At 71.7% G+C, this 16318-nt stretch carries 12 protein-coding genes; 6 read left to right on the top strand and 6 right to left on the bottom strand.

What is annotated here, in order from left to right; all coding sequences use genetic code 11:
* Positions 1–20: 20 nt before the first annotated feature.
* On the top strand, positions 21–974 hold the full coding sequence (locus AB0B61_RS13715) for a MurR/RpiR family transcriptional regulator (RefSeq protein WP_358431604.1): 954 nt from the start codon (positions 21–23) through the stop codon (positions 972–974).
* 395 nt (positions 975–1369) lie between these two features.
* The gene (locus tag AB0B61_RS13710) at positions 1370–3085 is read left to right on the top strand and encodes a thiamine pyrophosphate-dependent enzyme (RefSeq protein WP_358431917.1); all 1716 of its coding nucleotides are present in this window, start codon (positions 1370–1372) and stop codon (positions 3083–3085) included.
* Positions 3086–3195: 110 nt separating this feature from the next.
* Here the strand turns inward: AB0B61_RS13710 and AB0B61_RS13705 are convergent, their stop codons facing one another.
* The gene (locus AB0B61_RS13705; RefSeq protein ID WP_357948558.1) at positions 3196–4041 is read right to left on the bottom strand and encodes a bifunctional methylenetetrahydrofolate dehydrogenase/methenyltetrahydrofolate cyclohydrolase; all 846 of its coding nucleotides are present in this window, start codon (positions 4039–4041) and stop codon (positions 3196–3198) included.
* A 228-nt stretch (positions 4042–4269) separates the two neighbouring features.
* Between AB0B61_RS13705 and AB0B61_RS13700 the strand changes: the two genes are divergently transcribed.
* Genes AB0B61_RS13700 through AB0B61_RS13690 form a run of 3 tightly spaced genes read left to right on the top strand, consistent with a single transcriptional unit; the run spans position 4270 to position 10405 of the window.
* A complete protein-coding gene (locus AB0B61_RS13700) occupies positions 4270–8481 on the top strand; it encodes a glycoside hydrolase family 38 C-terminal domain-containing protein (RefSeq protein WP_358431603.1) in 4212 nt (1403 codons plus the stop codon).
* Positions 8478–9416 (top strand): hypothetical protein, encoded by a 939-nt coding sequence (locus AB0B61_RS13695; protein WP_358431602.1) that lies wholly within the window; start codon positions 8478–8480, stop codon positions 9414–9416. Before AB0B61_RS13700 ends, AB0B61_RS13695 begins: the two co-directional genes overlap by 4 nt.
* Positions 9416–10405: an ROK family protein gene (locus AB0B61_RS13690; protein ID WP_358431601.1), complete on the top strand. Its 990-nt coding sequence runs from the start codon at positions 9416–9418 to the stop codon at positions 10403–10405. Before AB0B61_RS13695 ends, AB0B61_RS13690 begins: the two co-directional genes overlap by 1 nt.
* Positions 10406–10501: 96 nt before the next feature.
* Here the strand turns inward: AB0B61_RS13690 and AB0B61_RS13685 are convergent, their stop codons facing one another.
* The 3 genes from AB0B61_RS13685 to purN all read right to left on the bottom strand — a co-directional run bounded on the left by AB0B61_RS13685 (position 10502) and on the right by purN (position 13004).
* Positions 10502–10687 carry a hypothetical protein gene (locus tag AB0B61_RS13685; protein ID WP_358431600.1) on the bottom strand — a complete coding sequence of 62 codons (186 nt, stop codon included), beginning with the start codon at positions 10685–10687 and terminating at the stop codon, positions 10502–10504.
* 110 nt (positions 10688–10797) lie between these two features.
* Positions 10798–12339 (bottom strand): bifunctional phosphoribosylaminoimidazolecarboxamide formyltransferase/IMP cyclohydrolase, encoded by a 1542-nt coding sequence (gene purH, locus AB0B61_RS13680; protein ID WP_358431599.1) that lies wholly within the window; start codon positions 12337–12339, stop codon positions 10798–10800.
* A complete protein-coding gene (gene purN / locus AB0B61_RS13675) occupies positions 12336–13004 on the bottom strand; it encodes a phosphoribosylglycinamide formyltransferase (RefSeq protein WP_358431598.1) in 669 nt (222 codons plus the stop codon). Before purN ends, purH begins: the two co-directional genes overlap by 4 nt.
* A gap of 75 nt (positions 13005–13079) precedes the next feature.
* On the opposite strand from purN, the gene AB0B61_RS13670 reads away from it, so the two are divergent.
* Positions 13080–13499 carry a hypothetical protein gene (locus tag AB0B61_RS13670; protein ID WP_358431597.1) on the top strand — a complete coding sequence of 140 codons (420 nt, stop codon included), beginning with the start codon at positions 13080–13082 and terminating at the stop codon, positions 13497–13499.
* A gap of 153 nt (positions 13500–13652) precedes the next feature.
* On the opposite strand, the gene AB0B61_RS13665 is transcribed toward AB0B61_RS13670, so the two are convergent.
* A complete protein-coding gene (locus AB0B61_RS13665) occupies positions 13653–15257 on the bottom strand; it encodes a DUF6350 family protein (RefSeq protein ID WP_358431596.1) in 1605 nt (534 codons plus the stop codon).
* Between the two features lie 184 nt (positions 15258–15441).
* Positions 15442–16317: a succinate--CoA ligase subunit alpha gene (gene sucD, locus AB0B61_RS13660; RefSeq protein ID WP_219531323.1), complete on the bottom strand. Its 876-nt coding sequence runs from the start codon at positions 16315–16317 to the stop codon at positions 15442–15444.
* Position 16318: the final 1 nt, after the last annotated feature.

Raw genomic sequence — 16318 nt, 5'->3', positions numbered from 1 at the left:
AAGGGCTGGCCATTGGCGTCGTGGCTGTTGATGTCCTGGCTGCTGACGGGCCGACTGTTGACGGCCGGGCTGTTGACGGCATGGGCGGGCTGGCTGTCGACGAGCTGGGCGGGCGGATGAACGAGCCGGCCAACCCCGTGGCCGCCGTCCGTGCGGTGCTGCCGTCGCTGACGCCGGCCGCGCAGGCCATCGCGCGCATCATTCTCGCCGACCCCGGCGTGGTCGTCCGGAGCACGATCACCGAGTTCAGCGGGGTGTCCGGGACGAGCGAGGCGACGATCGTACGCACTGCCAGGGCACTCGGCTTCGCCGGTTACTCACAGATGCGCTTCGCCCTGGCCGCCGCCGTGGCCAAGGAGCCCGAGCGGCTGGTGCCCGGCGACCTCGGCCCCGACGACCCGCTCACCGACGTCATCGCCAAGGTGGCGCGAGCCGAGTCGGAGGCGCTGGCCGACACGGCGGCGCAACTCGACCCCGAGCCGCTCGGAGAGGTCGTCACGGCCATCGCCGGGGCCCGGCGGGTGGACGTGTACGGCGTGGCGGCCTCCGGGCTCGTGGCGGCCGACATGTCCCAGAAGCTGCTGCGGATCGGTCTGTCCAGCCACCCGTTCAGCGACGCCCACCTGGCGCTGACCAGCGCGGCCCTGCTCCGGGCGGGAGACGTGGTGGTGGCGATCAGTTGCGGCGGCGAGACACCGGACGTACTGGACCCGGCCCGCACGGCCGCGGAGGCCGGGGCGCTGGTGGTCGCGATCACCAACAATCCGCGGTCGTCACTGGCCGGGCTGGCCGACTACACGCTGGTGTCGGCGGGGCGGGAGACCGCGTTCCGCCCCGGGGCGCTGGCCAGCCGGATCAGCCAGCTCCTGATCGTCGACTGCATCTTCGTCGGGCTGGCGCAGCGCACGTACGACACGGCCGATGCGGCGATCCGCGCCACGAGGGAGGCCACGGACCGCTACCGGCGCCGGTAGTGACACTGGCCCCCGGGGGTCCGTCACACGACCGTCTCGATCCTTGTGACGGTCCGTGACGGCTGGGGCCCTATGGTGGGCTACCCCCTTCGGCGGAACCGAAGATGACGGTCCGTCGTGGCTGAGGCCCCAGGAAGAGACGCCCCAGCGGGAGAGCGGAAAATAGCGGTCCGTCGTGGCTGAGGTCTCCAGGGAGGGACACCCACTCCCGGAGGAGCGGAAGAACGGATACCCGGCGAAGGTTCGTGGACACCCCAATAGCTTCTCCAAGCGGTCTAGCTGGGACAACGGGCGATCGTGCTATCGTCATCACCCACAGTGATCATGGTTGGTGAGCAGGCTCGACCGGGTGCTGTGAGGCACACGGTGGGCGGACCCAGGCGGGCACGGTGAGCATGGTGGGCACGGTTCGAGAGGCCACGTTCGAGGTGCTCCGGCGGTTCGGGCTGACCACGATCTTCTGTAATCCGGGCTCGACCGAGGTCGCGCTGCTGACCGGGCTGCCCGACGACCTGCGGTTCGTGCTGGCCCTGCATGAGGGGTCGGTGGTCGGCATGGCCACCGGGTGGGCGATCGGGCACGGGGCGCCGGCGCTGGCCGTACTGCACACAGCGGCGGGTCTGGGCAACGCGGTCGGCGCGATCGCCACCGCGCGGGCCAACCGGGTGCCGTTGGTGATCCTGGTCGGGCAGCAGGATCGTCGCCATCTGGCGTTGGAGCCGTTCCTGGCCGGGCGGCTGGCGGGGCTGGCCGGGGACTATCCGGTGTGGGTCGACCAACCGGTACGGGCGCAGGACGTACCGGGGGCCGTGGCGCGGGCCTTCCACGAGGCGGTCACGTTCCGAGGGCCCGCGCTGGTGGTGGTGCCGTTGGACGACTGGGCGGCGCCGTTCGAGGACGAGACGATCGCGGCGCCGACGCGACTGCTACGGCCGGCCGCCGTATCGGACGAGTCGCTGGCGCCCCTGGCCGCCCTGCTGTCCGAGGCCCACTCCCCGGCGATCGTCGCGGGCGCCGGTGTGGGCGCGAGCGCGGACATGGATGTTGTCACTTCGGGACCGTCCGGTGAAAGCGTTGCCTTCGCGGGCTCTGGCGTTCGGGAGGTGGGCTGGACGGCGGTGGTGGCGCTTGCTGAGCGGCTGGGGTGTCCGGTTTGGCAGGAGTCGTTCGGTGCCATGGCGGGCTTTCCGCAGGATCATCCCCAGTACGCCGGGGTGCTGCCTGCCGATCGCGCTCGGCTGCGCGCCGCGCTCGCCGCGTACGACGTGGTGCTCGCCGTAGGGGCCCCGGTTTTTCGTCAGTACCCGTTCGACAGCGGTCCGCTGGTCGAGGCCGGTACCACTGTCGCGCTCGTCACCGACGACCCGGCCGAGGCGCACCGCAGTCCGGCCGATCTGGCCTATCTCGCCGCCCCGGCCGCCGTCTGTGAGCGGCTGGCCGTACTCGTGCCTGCCAGGCCCGCCCCGCGACGGCCCGTGCCCGACGGACCCGAGCTGTCCCCGGAAGGGGAGGTGCTGCGAGCCGCGCATGTCCTGCACGGGCTGCCCCGGGAGGGAGAGGTGTTGAGGGCCGCGTACGTCCTGCACCAGCTCGCCAAGCGGTTGCCCGCCAATGCGGTGCTTGTCGAGGAGACGCCGTCGTCGCGCCCTGACCTGCACCGGCTGGTTCCGGCCCGCAACCCGCTCGGCTTCGTGTCGGCCGCCATGGGCGGGCTGGGGTTCGGGGTGCCCGCGGCGGTCGGCCTGCGCATGTCGCTGCCCGACCGGCCGGTGGTCGCGGTGGTGGGCGACGGGTCGGCGCTGTACGGGGTGCACGCGCTGTGGAGCGCGGCTCACTACCGGGTGGGCGCGCTGTTCGTGGTGCTCGCCAACGGCCGGTACGCGATCATGGACCGGCTGGCCGACAAGGCGGGCGGCAAGGCGCCGTGGCCCGCGTTCACCGAGGTCAGCATGGGCGGGATGGCCCGGTCGCTGGGCTGCGCGGCCAGGCGGGTGAACACGGCGGAGGAGCTCGCGGCGGTGCTCGACGAGGTGATGCCCACCCTTGTCGACCGCGAGGAGCCCCTGCTGCTTGAGGTGACCGTCGCCGTGGACCCCGACTTCCAGCCCTAGCGAGAAGGTGGGAGGGGTCAGGCCGCGTTCAGCTGACCAGCGGTGACATCCGGCGCGTTCAGCTGGCTTGCGACCAGACCTGGCGTGTTCGCCCGGCCTGCCCGTCCAGGTCAGGCGCGTTCGGCTGCCTCGACCACGTTGGAGAGCAGGAGGGCGCGGGTCATCGGGCCGACGCCGCCGGGGTTGGGGGTCAGGAAGCCCGCCACCTCCGCCACCTCGGCGGCCACGTCACCGGCGATCTTGCCGTCCACCCGCGAGACGCCCACGTCGAGCACGGCCGCGCCCGGCTTGACCATGGCCGGAGTGATGAGGCCGGGCACTCCGGCGGCGGCCACCACGATGTCGGCGTGGCGGACGTGCGCGGCCAGGTCGCGGGTGCCGGTGTGGCAGAGGGTCACCGTGGCGTTCTCGCTGCGCCGGGTCAGCAGCAGGCCGAGCGAGCGGCCCACCGTGATCCCGCGCCCGACCACGGCCACCTCGGCGCCCTTGATCGGCACGCCGTACTCCTGAAGGAGCAGCACGATGCCGTGCGGCGTGCAGGGCAGCGGCGCGTCGACCATGTGGACCAGGCGGCCCAGGTTGACCGGGTGCAGGCCGTCGGCGTCCTTGGCCGGGTCCATGCGCTCCAGCAGCGCCATCGTGTCGAGGTGGCGGGGCAGCGGGAGCTGGACGATGTAGCCGGTGCACTCCGGCGAGGCGTTGAGCTCGTCGATGGCCGCCTCGACCTCGGCCTGGGTGGCGTCCGCCGGGAGGTCCACGCGGATGGAGGCGATGCCGACCTCGGCGCAGTCGCGGTGCTTGCCCGCCACATAGATCTGGCTGCCGGGATCGTCGCCGACCAGCACGGTGCCGAGACCGGGGGTGATGCCACGCTCCCTGAGCGCGGTCACCCGCGTCGTGAGGTCGGCCTTGATCCTGGCCGCGGTCGCCTTGCCGTCGAGTTTCACTGCGCTCATGTCTCGCAATCCTTCCATCAACTACCACCAGCTGAAGCCGGTGGCCTGCTCTCGCGGTCCCGTCTGGGATTTCGAAAGGAGGGGTGGCGCTTCCGCCCGGCCCCGAAGGAACGGGTCTGCGTCGCCACCATTCAGATGAGTTCGCAGAGGCGGTGATGACATCGTTGTCATGGATCTTAGAACAGCATAAAGTGACGAAGCCGCCCATATCTCCTTTAAGGAGTCGTCTTGCCTGCTCACTTGCTGTCCGCAGAGTCGACCGACCTGTTCGTCGGCACTGCCGAGCGGCCGTACCAGGTGCTCAAGGTCACGCTGGAGCCGAGCGGGCAGGAGACGCCGCTCGACGTTCGCGGTCCCGGGGTGTCCTGCGCGGCGCCGGTGAGTGTGCCGGCGGGGGTGGGCCCGGTCACCGTCGAGGTGCCGCTGGAGGTCAGCGTGCCGTACGGGAGCGTGGTGCCCTGCACCGTCACCTTCGGCGAGGCGTCGCTCGACGTCGAGGTGACGGCCGAGGAGCCGGGCTGGACGATGTACATGGTGTCGCACTTCCACTATGACCCGGTCTGGTGGAACACGCAGGCCGCCTACACCAGCCCCTGGGAGCTGCTCTCGGTCGACGCAACGACCCGGCCGCTGTGGGAGCACAACGCGTTCGCGCTGGTCGAGGCGCATATCGAGCTGGCGTTGCGCGATCCCGACTACCGGTTCGTGCTGGCCGAGGTCGACTATCTCAAGCCGTTCTTCGACACCCACCCCGAGCGCCGGGCCGACCTGCGCGCGCTGCTCGACGAGGGCCGGGTGGAGCTCCTCGGCGGGACGTACAACGAGCCGAACACCAACCTGACCGGCGCCGAGAGCACCATCCGCAACATCGTGTACGGCATCGGCTACCAGCGCGACATCCTCGGCGGCGATCCGCGTACCGCCTGGCAGCTCGACGTGTTCGGGCACGACCCGCAGTTCCCCGGCTACCTGGCGGCGGCCGGGCTGACCGGCAGCGCGTGGGCCCGGGGGCCGTTCCACCAGTGGGGGCCGATCAGCAAGAACTTCAGGGAGGCCAAGAACGACGCCTCCCTGATGCAGTTCCCGAGCGAGTTCGAGTGGATCTCGCCGTCGGGGCAGGGCGTGCTGACGCACTACATGCCCGCCCACTACTCGGCGGGCTGGTGGATGGACTCCTCGCCGTCGCTGGAGGAGGCGACGCGGGCGACGTACGAGCTCTACCGCTCGCTGAAGCCGGTGGCCGCGACCCGGAACATCCTGCTGCCCGTCGGCACCGACTACACCCCGCCGAACAAGTGGGTCACCGACATCCACCGGACCTGGGCGGCCCGTTACGTCTGGCCCCGGTTCGTCTGCGGCACGCCGCGGGACTTCCTCGACGCGGTGCGCGGGGAAATATCCGCATTTAGCCCGCAGACCCGGGATATGAACCCCATCTACACCGGCAAAGACGTCTCGTACATCGACACCAAGCAGGCCCAGCGCGCGGCCGAGGTGGCGGCGCTCGACGCCGAGCGGCTGTCGGCGTTCGCGTCGCTGCTGGGGCTGGGCGGCTACCCGCACACCGCGCTGGACAAGGTGTGGCGGCAGCTGGCGTACGGCGCGCACCACGACGGGATCACCGGCTCCGAGTCGGACCAGGTCTACATCGACCTGCTGACGGGCTGGCGCGAGGCGCACGACCTGGCCGCCGACGCCCGCGACCGCGCGCTGGACGCGCTGCTCGGCCAGATCTCGCTCGACGGCCGCAGCGTCGTGGTCACCAACACGCTGCCGTTCGCGCGTGACGGCCTGGTTCGGGTACGGCTCGCGCCCGGTGAGCGGGTGGAAGGCGAGATCCCGGCGATCGAGGAGGACGGCACGCTGGTCTTCCTGGCCAAGGACGTGCCCTCGATGGGCTGGCGGACGTACCGGATCGTCGAGGGGCCGGCCGACACCTGGCGGCCGCTGCCCGGGGCCGCCATCTCGAACGACCGGTGGCGCGTCGTCGCCGATCCGGCGCGCGGCGGCGGCCTGGAGTCGGTGTTCGACCGCGCCTCGGGCCGCGAGCTGCTGTCGGGGCTCGGGAACGAGTTGCGGCTGTACGACGAGTACCCCACGCACCCCGACATGGGCGAGGGTCCGTGGCACCTGCTGCCGACCGGTCACGCCACCGGCTCCGGCGAGGCCGCCGCGCTGGCCGTACACGCCTCGCAGAGTCCCCTCGGGCAGCGCCTGACCATCACCGGCCAGGTGGGCGAGGTGTCCTACGAGCAGATCGTCACGCTGTGGATGGGTTCGGACCGGGTCGAGTTCACCACCCGCGTGCTCGACTACACCGGCGCCGACCGGCTGCTCCGGGTCCGCTTCCCGGCGCAGGTGGCGGGCGCGCTGCCGGTCTCCGACGTCGCGGGCGCCGTGGTGGGGCGCGGGTTCGCGCAGCCCGAGGTCGACACCGCCGAGCACCCGTGGACGCTGGACAACCCGGCCAACACCTGGTTCGGACTGTCCGCCACGGCCAGGGTGGACCTGGGCGAGGCGGGCGCGCGGGCGCTGGGGGTCGCCGAGGTGGTGGTGCCCACTCTGGAGGACGCGCCCGGGGCCCGTTCGCTGGTGGTGGCGCTGGCCCGCGCGGGCGTGACCGCCACGACCTCGTCCGCCTCCGGGTCCCGGTACGGCTGGCTGGACGTCGACTCGAACCTGCCGGACGTACGCATCATCCTGGGCGGCCCGGACACCAACCCGCTGGCCGCCGAGCTCCTCTCCCGCAGCGACCCGGCCTTCCTCGACACGCTCAAGTCGGGAGCGCCGCTGGTCTGGGTACCCGCCGAACGGCCGCTGGCCGAGGTGTGGCAGCCCAGCGCCGACCTGCGTGACGTACGCGCGCTGCCCGCGCTCATCGTCGCCGGGCCGGTGGAGGCGCTGGTCGCCGATCTCGCGGACGCCGTGATCTCCGCCGTGTGCCCGGTGGGCGAGGAGGTGCTGGAGTCCCGGACGGTCGCGCTGCTCACGTACGGGTTGCCGGGGTTCGCGGTGGATTCCGGTGGGGCGTTGCATCTGTCGCTCATGCGGTCCTGTACCGGGTGGCCGTCGGGGGTCTGGCTGGATCCGCCTCGGCGTACCGGGCCTGATGGGGCGGGGTTCCAGGTGCAGCACTGGACGCACGAGTTCTCGTACGCGCTGGCCGGCGGGGACGGCGACTGGCGGGCGTTGCGGCTGCCGGCGGCGGGACAGGAGTTCATCACGCCGATGCTGGCGCGGGAGGTCGCACCGGCCGGTGACGGCACGTTGCCCCAGGTGCACTCGCTCCTGCGGCTGGAGCCCGCCCGGGACGTCCTGCTCGGCACCATCAAGGCCACCGGCAACCCGCACGCCCACGGCCAGGCTCCTGCCCCCGGCCTGTCCCCTGCCGACGGTCTCTCCCCCACCGATGGCCAGTCCGCCACCGGCGGACTGGCGTCCGCCGACGGCGTCACGATTCGGCTCGTGGAGTCGACCGGGCTCGGTTCGCGGGCCGCGATCGAGTCGCCGGCTCTGGACCTCGACGGGCTCATCCGCGCCGACCTGCTGGAACGGCCCGGCGACCCGGTGACCACACTCGACCTGGCCGGGGCCGAGGTCGCCACCTACCTCGCCCCCGCCCCGCCGCGGCCCCCGCGCCCCGACCTGGGCGCCACGGCCGAACAGGCCCAGCCCGTCTACAGCCGCTACTGGCTGCACAACAAGGGGCCCGCGCCACTCGGCTATCTCCCGGTGTCGATCGCCGTCACGCCCGGTCTCGTCACACCCGTCGCGGCCTCACAGGGGCCCATCGAGGTGTCGGTCGTGGTGTCGTCCCATCTCGTCGACGCGCCGCACGAAGGCGTGGTGGATCTCCGCGTCCCGGACGGCTGGAGCGCCACGCCCGCCCAGCGCGCCTTCCGCCTCGAACCCGGCGGTCATCTCCGCTTCCCCGTCACCGTCACACCCGCCCCCGGCCAGGGCCTGTACTTCGTCTCGGCCCGCACCTCGGTGGGCGGCCAGCTGGTGGAGGACGTCGCCACCGTCGCGCTGGGCGAGGTGCCCGAACTGCCCGTCGAGGGCGCCGTCCCGAAGATGAGGGACGCGTTCAACGGAACCCAGGCCACCGAGGGCCGCGCGACCGGCCTCTCCGTCACCGCCCTCACGGAGTCGCTCTCCCTCCGCCCCGGCGACCGCACGTCCCTCGTCGTACGGCTGGCGAACACCACCTCGGACGAGATCCACGGCGAGTCCCAGCTCGCGGCCCCATGGGGCTCGTGGGAGCTCCTGCCCACGGTCATCCAGGGCTTCACCGTGGCACCGGGCGAGACTGTCGACGTGTCGTTCCCCGTGGAGGTGCCGTACGACATGGCGGCCGGGCACTTCTGGGCACTGGCCAAGGTCATGTGGTACGGCCGCTGCCAGTACGCCCCCGCCGTCCGCTTGGAGGTCACCCGATGAACCACGCTCTCACCGATACGGCGGACGATCCCGTACGGGAACGGCCCACCGCGACCGGGGCAGGCATACCCGCACGAGAGCGACCCGCGACGACCGGGGCGGCCACCGTGCCCGACGGTCCCGTGCGGGAGCGGCCCGCCGCAACCGGTGCGGCCACCGCGCCTGGCATAGGCGCGGTGATCGGCTGGGTCGGTGGGCGGCCGATCTCTCGTGAGCCGCTGGATCGGCGGGTTCGCGAGCTGCGCGACAGCCCGCTCAGTGCGGCGCTGCCTCTGCCGGGCAGTTCCGAGGACCGGCAGCTGGCCAGGTGGCTGACGCAGGTGATCCTCACCGAGGCGCTGTGCGAGGACGAGGCCACGGCTCGCGGGCTGTCGCCGGTGGAGGTCGGGCGGCTGGACCCGCTGGCCGCCGTGGAGCTGGGGTCGATCAACGCCTCCGCGTACAACGGGAGCCCGTGGGTCCGCGCGCTGTTCGAGCACCTGACGGCCACAGTCGAGGTACCGCCGGAGTGGCGGTCGCCGACGACGGCACAGGAGGCGGCGCCAGGTACGGCACAGGGAGTGGCCTGGCATGTCGTACGCCATCGGGTGTTCGCCGACCGTGCCGAGGCGGCCGCTGCCACGGCCGACGATCTGGAACAGCTGGGGCCGGTGACGCTGGGCTCCCTGCCCGCGGCGATCGCCGACGCCATCCCGCGCCGGCCGTACGGGATGCTCGTCGGGCCGGTCGAGGACGCCCTGGGTTGGCACGTTGCGGTGGCCCACCCGGCGCCTACCCCGGCCCCCTCCCCCGGAGCGGTCTCGCGGCGGGAAGCCGCGCGGCGGCGGATGTTCGCGCGGTGGCTCGACGAGTCGCGGGCCGCCAAGGTCGAACTCGTGCCCGGACTGGAACATCCTGGCGATCCCCGCCAGCCCGACAACCACCACAAGCACTGATGGCCCGCGTACTCGCCATCGACATCGGGGGAACCAAGCTCGCCGCCGCGCTGGTGGACGAGGCGGGTTCCATGCTGCGTTCCGCGACCCGGCCCACGCCGCGTACGGACGTCATGGTCGCTCTGGCGGCTCTGATCGAGGAGGTGACCGGGGGCGGCCCCGCACCGGAGGCGGTCGGGATCGGCTGCGCCGGACCGCTGGACCTGGCCGCCGGTACCGTCAGCCCCGTCAACATGCCCAGCTGGCGCGGCTTCCCGCTGCGTGACGAGGTCCGCGCGCTGACCGGCCTGCCGACCATGCTGGCGGGTGACGCGCAGTGCATGGCGCTCGGGGAGCACTGGCTGGGCGCGGGGCGGGGAAGTTCGGCGCTGCTCGGGATCGTGGTGTCCACCGGGATCGGCGGCGGGCTGGTGATCGACGGCGTCCCGCTGCTGGGCCCCAACGGAAATGCCGGACATGTCGGTCACATGACCATCGACCCGTACGGCGAGCGCTGCGAGTGCGGCGGACGCGGCTGCGTCGAGCACTACTCCAGCGGCCCGAACCTGGCCCGCTGGGCGCTGGCCAACGGCTGGACCCCAGGCCGGACTGACGGGCTGGACGGCCCGGCCAACGGCCTGGACGGCACAGCCGGCTCACGGAACGGCGCACCCGACGTGCGGAACGGCGCGGCCGACGCGCGGGCGCTGGCGCAAGACGCGGCAGCGGGGGATCCCGTGGCGGTGGCGGCGTTCGAACGGGGTGCCAGGGCACTCGCCGGCATGATCGCCTCGACCGCGGCCGCGATCGAGCTCACCAAGGTGGTCATCGGCGGCGGCGTCTCAGCGGCGGGACCGGTCCTGTTCGACCCGTTGGCGAGGGCGCTGGACGACGTGGCCGGGTTGGCGTTCGTCAGGGCGGTGAAGGTGGAGCCGACCACTCTGGGAGTACGGGCCGGCCTCGCCGGAGCCGCGAAGCTCGCCTGGAGCCAGTCCCGTACGGTCGCCTGAGGCGTTCAGGTACACGGTCGCCTGAGACGCTCAGGTACGGACCTCTGCCTGAGACGTTCAGGTACGGCCGCCTGAGACGCTCAGGCGGCCGGTGGGCTACTCGCGCTCGGCGGTCTGGGCCGCCGCGCGCCGCTCGATGATGCGGCGGGTGAACGGGATGACCTCCACGACGCGCGCTCCGAGGAAGGCCCCGAGGAAGGCGAGCACCACCAACATGACCGGACTGGTGGCGATCCCGTTCATGGTCACGAAGGCATACAGAACCGAGTCGAGCGGCGCCATAAGGAGTACTCCCGGAGAGCGGACGAGCGGCAAGGCCCACAGCGTAACCGGACATTACTTATGCTTGTGCGCAAAAGGGCGGCTTCGTACCGCCCTTTTACCCTGGACCGTCAGTGGAAGAAGTGGCGTGTCCCCGTGAAGTAAAGCGCCACGCCCGCCTTCTCCGCCGCCTCGATGACCAGTTGGTCGCGTACGGATCCGCCGGGCTCCACGACCGCCTTGACGCCCGCCTCGATCAGCACCTCCAGCCCGTCGGGGAACGGGAAGAACGCGTCCGAGGCCGCCACCGACCCCTTGGCCCGCGCGTCGGCGCGGCTCACCGCCAGGCGGCACGAGTCGACCCGGTTGACCTGCCCCATCCCGACGCCCACGGTCGCCCCGCCGGACGCCAGCAGGATGGCGTTGGACTTGACCGAGCGGCAGGCCCGCCACGCGAACGCCAGGTCGGCCAGCATGGCTTCGGAGACCGGCTCGCCCGCCTTGAGCTGCCAGTGCTCCGGCGCGTCACCGGGCGCGTCGACCCGGTCGGTCCGCTGGACGAGCAGGCCGCCGTCGATCCGGCGGAACTCGGCCGGGTTGGCCGGGCCCGAGGGACAGATCAGCAGGCGGACGTTCTTCTTCTGCGTCAGTACGGCCAGCGCCTCGGGCTCGTAGGACGGCGCGACGACGACCTCGGTGAACACCTCGGCGATCTGCCGGGCCAGCTCGGCCGTGACAGCCCCGTTGACCGCGATGACGCCCCCGTAGGCCGAGACCGGGTCACACGCGTGCGCCTTGCGATGCGCGTCGGCGACGTCGGAGCCGATGGCGATGCCACACGGGTTCTGGTGCTTGATGATCGCGACGCAGGGCTCGGCGAAGTCCCAGGCCGCCCGCCAGGCCGCGTCGGCGTCGAGGTAGTTGTTGTACGACATCTCCTTGCCGTGCACCTGCTCGGCATTGGCCAAGCCGTCGAGGCCGCCGGTGTAGAGGGCGGCGGACTGGTGCGGGTTCTCCCCGTAGCGCAGGGTGGACTTGCGCTTCCAGGTGGCGCCCATGAACGAGGGCCAGTCGTCGTCGACCTTGTAGGCGTTGGCGAACCAGGACGCCACGGCCACGTCGTACGAGGCCGTGTGGGCGTAGGCGATGCCCGCCAGCCGCCGGCGTTCGGTCAGCGTGAAGCCGCCCTCGCCGAGCGCGCCCACCACGTCGCCGTAGAAGCGCGGGTCGACCACGACGGCGCAGGAGCTGTGGTTCTTGGCGGCGCCGCGGATCATCGCGGGCCCGCCGATGTCGATCTGCTCGACGCACTCCTCGTCGGACGCGCCCGAGGCCACCGTCTGCTCGAACGGGTAGAGGTTGACCACCACCAGCTGGAACGGGTCGATCTCCAGCTCGTCGAGCTGGGCCACGTGGTGCGGCTTGGTGAGGTCGGCCAGCAGCCCGGCGTGTACGCGCGGGTGGAGCGTCTTGACCCGGCCGTCGAGGCACTCGGGGAACCCGGTCAGCTGCTCGACCTTGGTGACGGGGATGCCGTAGGAGGCGATGGCGGCGGCGGTGCCGCCCGTTGACACGATCTCCACCCCCGCGCCGTCGAGAGCCCTGGCCAGCTCCTCCAGCCCGGACTTGTCGTACACCGCGATCAGCGCGCGCCGGATGGCGATGCGAGTCACTTCGATTCCCCTTCTGGTTGGTTACCGATGCGGACGGTCCGTCCGCCGACCTCTGGTTGGTTGCCGATGAGGACGGTCCGTCCGCTGACCGTCCAGCCCTCACGGACCATCCGGCCGACGATCTCGACGAGCAGGCGGCGCTCGACGGTCTTGATGCGCTCGTGCAGGACCTCCTCGTCGTCGCCCGGCAGGACGGCCACGGCCTCCTGGGCGACGATCGGCCCGCTGTCGACGCCGGAGTCGGCCAGCATGACCGTGCAGCCCGTCACCTTGACCCCGTGGGCGAGCGCGTCACGCACCCCGTGCGCACCCGGGAAGGAGGGCAGCAGCGCGGGATGGGTGTTGAGCACCGGGAACGCGTCGAGCGTCGAGGCGCCGATGATCTTCATGAAGCCCGCCGACACCACCAGGTCGGGCTCGTAGGAGGCGATCCGGTCCGCGAGCGCGATATTCCACTCCGACCGCTTCTCGTAATCACCCAGTTTTTCGACGAAAGTAGGGACGTCAGCCCGCGATGCCCGAGCCAATCCCTCGATGCCGTCTCTGTCCGCACCAACGGCCACCACGCGGGCGCCGTAGGACGGGTCGGCCGAAGCGTCCAGTAGGGCCTGTAGGTTTGTTCCAGAGCCGGAGACGAGGACGACGAGCCGCCCAGCCTTTGACACGCGCACTCCAATGAGAAAACCGGGGTGGGGTTGCAAGCGTATCCGCTCTTCGTCCGGCGACGCAGAGGAGGTCAGGTGTCGACACCGGTGCAGGCACCGGCGGGTCAGCAGCCCGCGGATTCCGCGGGCCGCCGAGCCATCTGGTTGGCCATCGCGGCGCTGGCCATGACGTTCATGCTGCCGCTGGCGGGGCTGGTCATGGCGGTGTTCGCGCTGATGGCGGGCATTCGCGCGCTGCCCCAGCTGAAGAGCGCGGGCAAGCCGCCGGGCATCGCGGTGGGCGGCATCGCCATCTCCTCGATCGCCCTCACGCTGTCGGCCTTGGCCACGGCGATGCAGCTCTATCTGATGGACGAATACTCCGCCTACCAGAACTGCCTGAAGGGCGCGGGCACCGTCTCGTCGCAGGGCGAGTGCTTCACCCAGTTCAGGGACGCGGCCCAGAAGAAGCTCCCGCCGGACGTGCTCGAACTCCTGGGCGCGGTGCAGCCGTAGCCGGAGGGGGATCTCCCTCCCCAGGGACCCGGACCACAACAGACCGTTTACTTCTCCTCCCCCGAAGGGGGTTGCCTCCACAAGGACCCCAGCCACCACGGACCGTCACATGGATCGAGACGGACGCGTGAACAGACCACCCGGGTCACCGCCCTAATCGCGGTCCCAGGCATACGGGTCGACGTAGATGACATGGCCGCCCCGGTCGTCCGACTCGTCGACGATGTCCGTACGCGGCGGCCGGTCCCGCTCCGGCAGCACCGGCAGGGCCTGGGCCAGCGTCTCCGCCGTGGCCGAGGCGTGCTCGTCCTGCCAGTCGTCGCGAATGACCGGGATGGCCTGGGTGTCGGCCTCGGTGGCGTCCATCCAGTGGCCGGGCAGGGGCCGGGCGTCGGCTTCGGCCAGGCCGACCTTGCTCGCCGCCCTGGCGATCGCGGCGCCCGCCTTGCGTACCGGAACCGCGGCCTTGTCGAGCGGCGCGCGGGCCCGCCGGTTGAGCAGGAGCACGTTGGCCACGCCCGCGGAGATGCCGGCGGCGACGCCCACCTCCAGGCCCACCGACAGCGCCACCTCCCACGGCGACGGCCCGACCGTGGCCAGCCGCCCGCCGCCGATGGGGCCGCCGGACAGCGCGGCGAGCAGCGCGGCGACCAGCCCGGTGGTGATCCCGGTGAAGAACCCCCACAGCGGCGCGGCCTCGTACGAAGGCGACGGCGCCATCCTGGCCACCACGATGCCGGCCACGGTCCCGGCGGCGAACGGCAGCGCGATCACCGCCATCGTCCAGCCCGGCACGGGACCGCTCTCGGGCAGCGCGCCGAGCAGCGGCAGGCTCGGCACCGTGCCCAGTTGCACGCCCGTGGGCGCGACCAGGGTGTCGGCGCCGACGGCGAAGCCCGGTCCAGCGATGTAGGAGGCGGCCCAGATGACGGTGTTGAGCAGGTAGAGGACCTGGACCAGCAGGAGCAGCACGCCGCCCACGAACCCGGGCGCGAGCACGTTGGACAGCTCGCGTACCTGGCCGAAGTTCACGATCAAGGCGGTCAGCACGAGGGCGAGCCCGGCGACGAGTAGCACCGTCGTGGCGACGGCCGTGCCGACGGTCAGGGCGCGCACCCGCTCGGGCAGCAGGCGCAGCATCGCCCGCCACGGGCCGATCGTCCGCGCCGTGGCCAGCGCCCCCGCGAAGAACGCCAGCACGAAGTGGCTGACCAGCGCCTCGCCGATGAACGGCTGGGTGATGTCGTTGCGGGCGACGAGCGCGATGAGCCCGGCGAGCAGGGCGTAGGGGGCGGCCAGGGAGACCCCGGCCTGCGCGACCAGGACGAGCTGGGCCCGGCGGCGCGCGTTGGCCTGCTCGCGCGGGCTGTTCTTGGGCAGCCGCGCGGGCAGCCGCAGCCGCAGGTCGGCGTCGCGCGCCATCCACCGCCCGGCGCGGTAGAGCAGCACGGCGGGCAGGATCGTCAGGCCGAGCGGGAGCAGCCCCACCTTGCCGCCGGGGATCGCGAACCCGGCGTGGTGGGCGGCCAGCCACACCTGCGCCGCCGTACGGAACACGCCCGGCAGTCCCGCGCCCAGCGCGCCGCGCGGCGCGGCGATCCACCCGACCAGGGTCAGCGTGGTGAGTACGGCCAGGCCGACGCCCAGCGTGATGGCGGCGGCGAGCATCCCGGACACGGGCAGCGGCCGGCGCGTCTCGTCGTCATCACTCGAGACGCCGGGCAGCCGACCTAGTACCGATTCGAGGAGCGCCGTCACAAGTAGTTATTTTCTCAAGCTTTACCAACCAACGCTTGGTTGACGCGCCGCGCGGGATGCTTTCCCTCTCCCATTTTTCGCCCTCTTTGGGGGTCTCCGCGGTTTCACAGAGGACACCACCTACCGGCTCGGCACAAAAAAGACGCCCCGCCACGAAACGGGCGGGGCGTTCTTCAGCCGGAAATCAGCGCGACTGCATGATCTCGCGCATGAGGCGCGCGGTCTCGGACGGAGTCTTGCCGACGCGGACGCCCACCTTTTCGAGGGCCTCCTTCTTCGCCTGCGCGGTGCCGGCGGAGCCGGAGACGATGGCGCCGGCGTGGCCCATCGTCTTACCCTCCGGGGCGGTGAAGCCCGCGACGTAGGCCACCACGGGCTTGGTGACGTGCTGCTCGATGTAGGCCGCGGCCCGCTCCTCGGCGTCGCCGCCGATCTCACCGATCATCACGATCGCGTCGGTGCCCGGGTCGTCCTGGAAGGCCTGGAGCGCGTCGATGTGCGTCGTACCGATGACCGGGTCACCGCCGATGCCCACCGCGGTCGAGAAGCCGAAGTCGCGCAGCTCGTACATGAGCTGGTACGTCAGCGTGCCCGACTTGGACACCAGGCCGATACGACCGGCCGTGGTGATGTCGGCGGGGATGATGCCGGCGTTGGAGGCGCCGGGCGAGGCGATGCCGGGGCAGTTCGGGCCGATGATGCGGGTCTTGTTGCCCTTGGCGATCGCGTACGCCCAGAACTCGGTCGAGTCGTGGACCGGCACGCCCTCGGTGATCACCACGCAGAGCGGGATCTCCGCGTCGATGGCCTCCTTGACGGCGTCCTTGGTGAAGGCCGGGGGCACGAAGGCGACCGACACGTCGGCGCCCGTCTGCTCCATGGCCTCCTTCACCGTGCCGAACACCGGCAGGCCCTCGTGCGTCGTGCCCGCCTTGCGGGCGTTGACGCCACCGACCACGCGGGCGCCGGAGGCGAGCATGCGGCGGGTGTGCTTGGTGCCCTCACCGCCGGTCATGCCCTGAACGATGATCTTGCTGTTCTCGGTCAGCCAGATAGCCATG

The sequence above is a fragment of the Nonomuraea sp. NPDC049158 genome, assembly GCF_040648335.1.
In the GTDB taxonomy this organism is placed as follows: domain Bacteria; phylum Actinomycetota; class Actinomycetes; order Streptosporangiales; family Streptosporangiaceae; genus Nonomuraea.
Note: the sequence above shows the minus strand (reverse complement) of the source record. Positions and strands in the feature narration are given on the sequence as shown.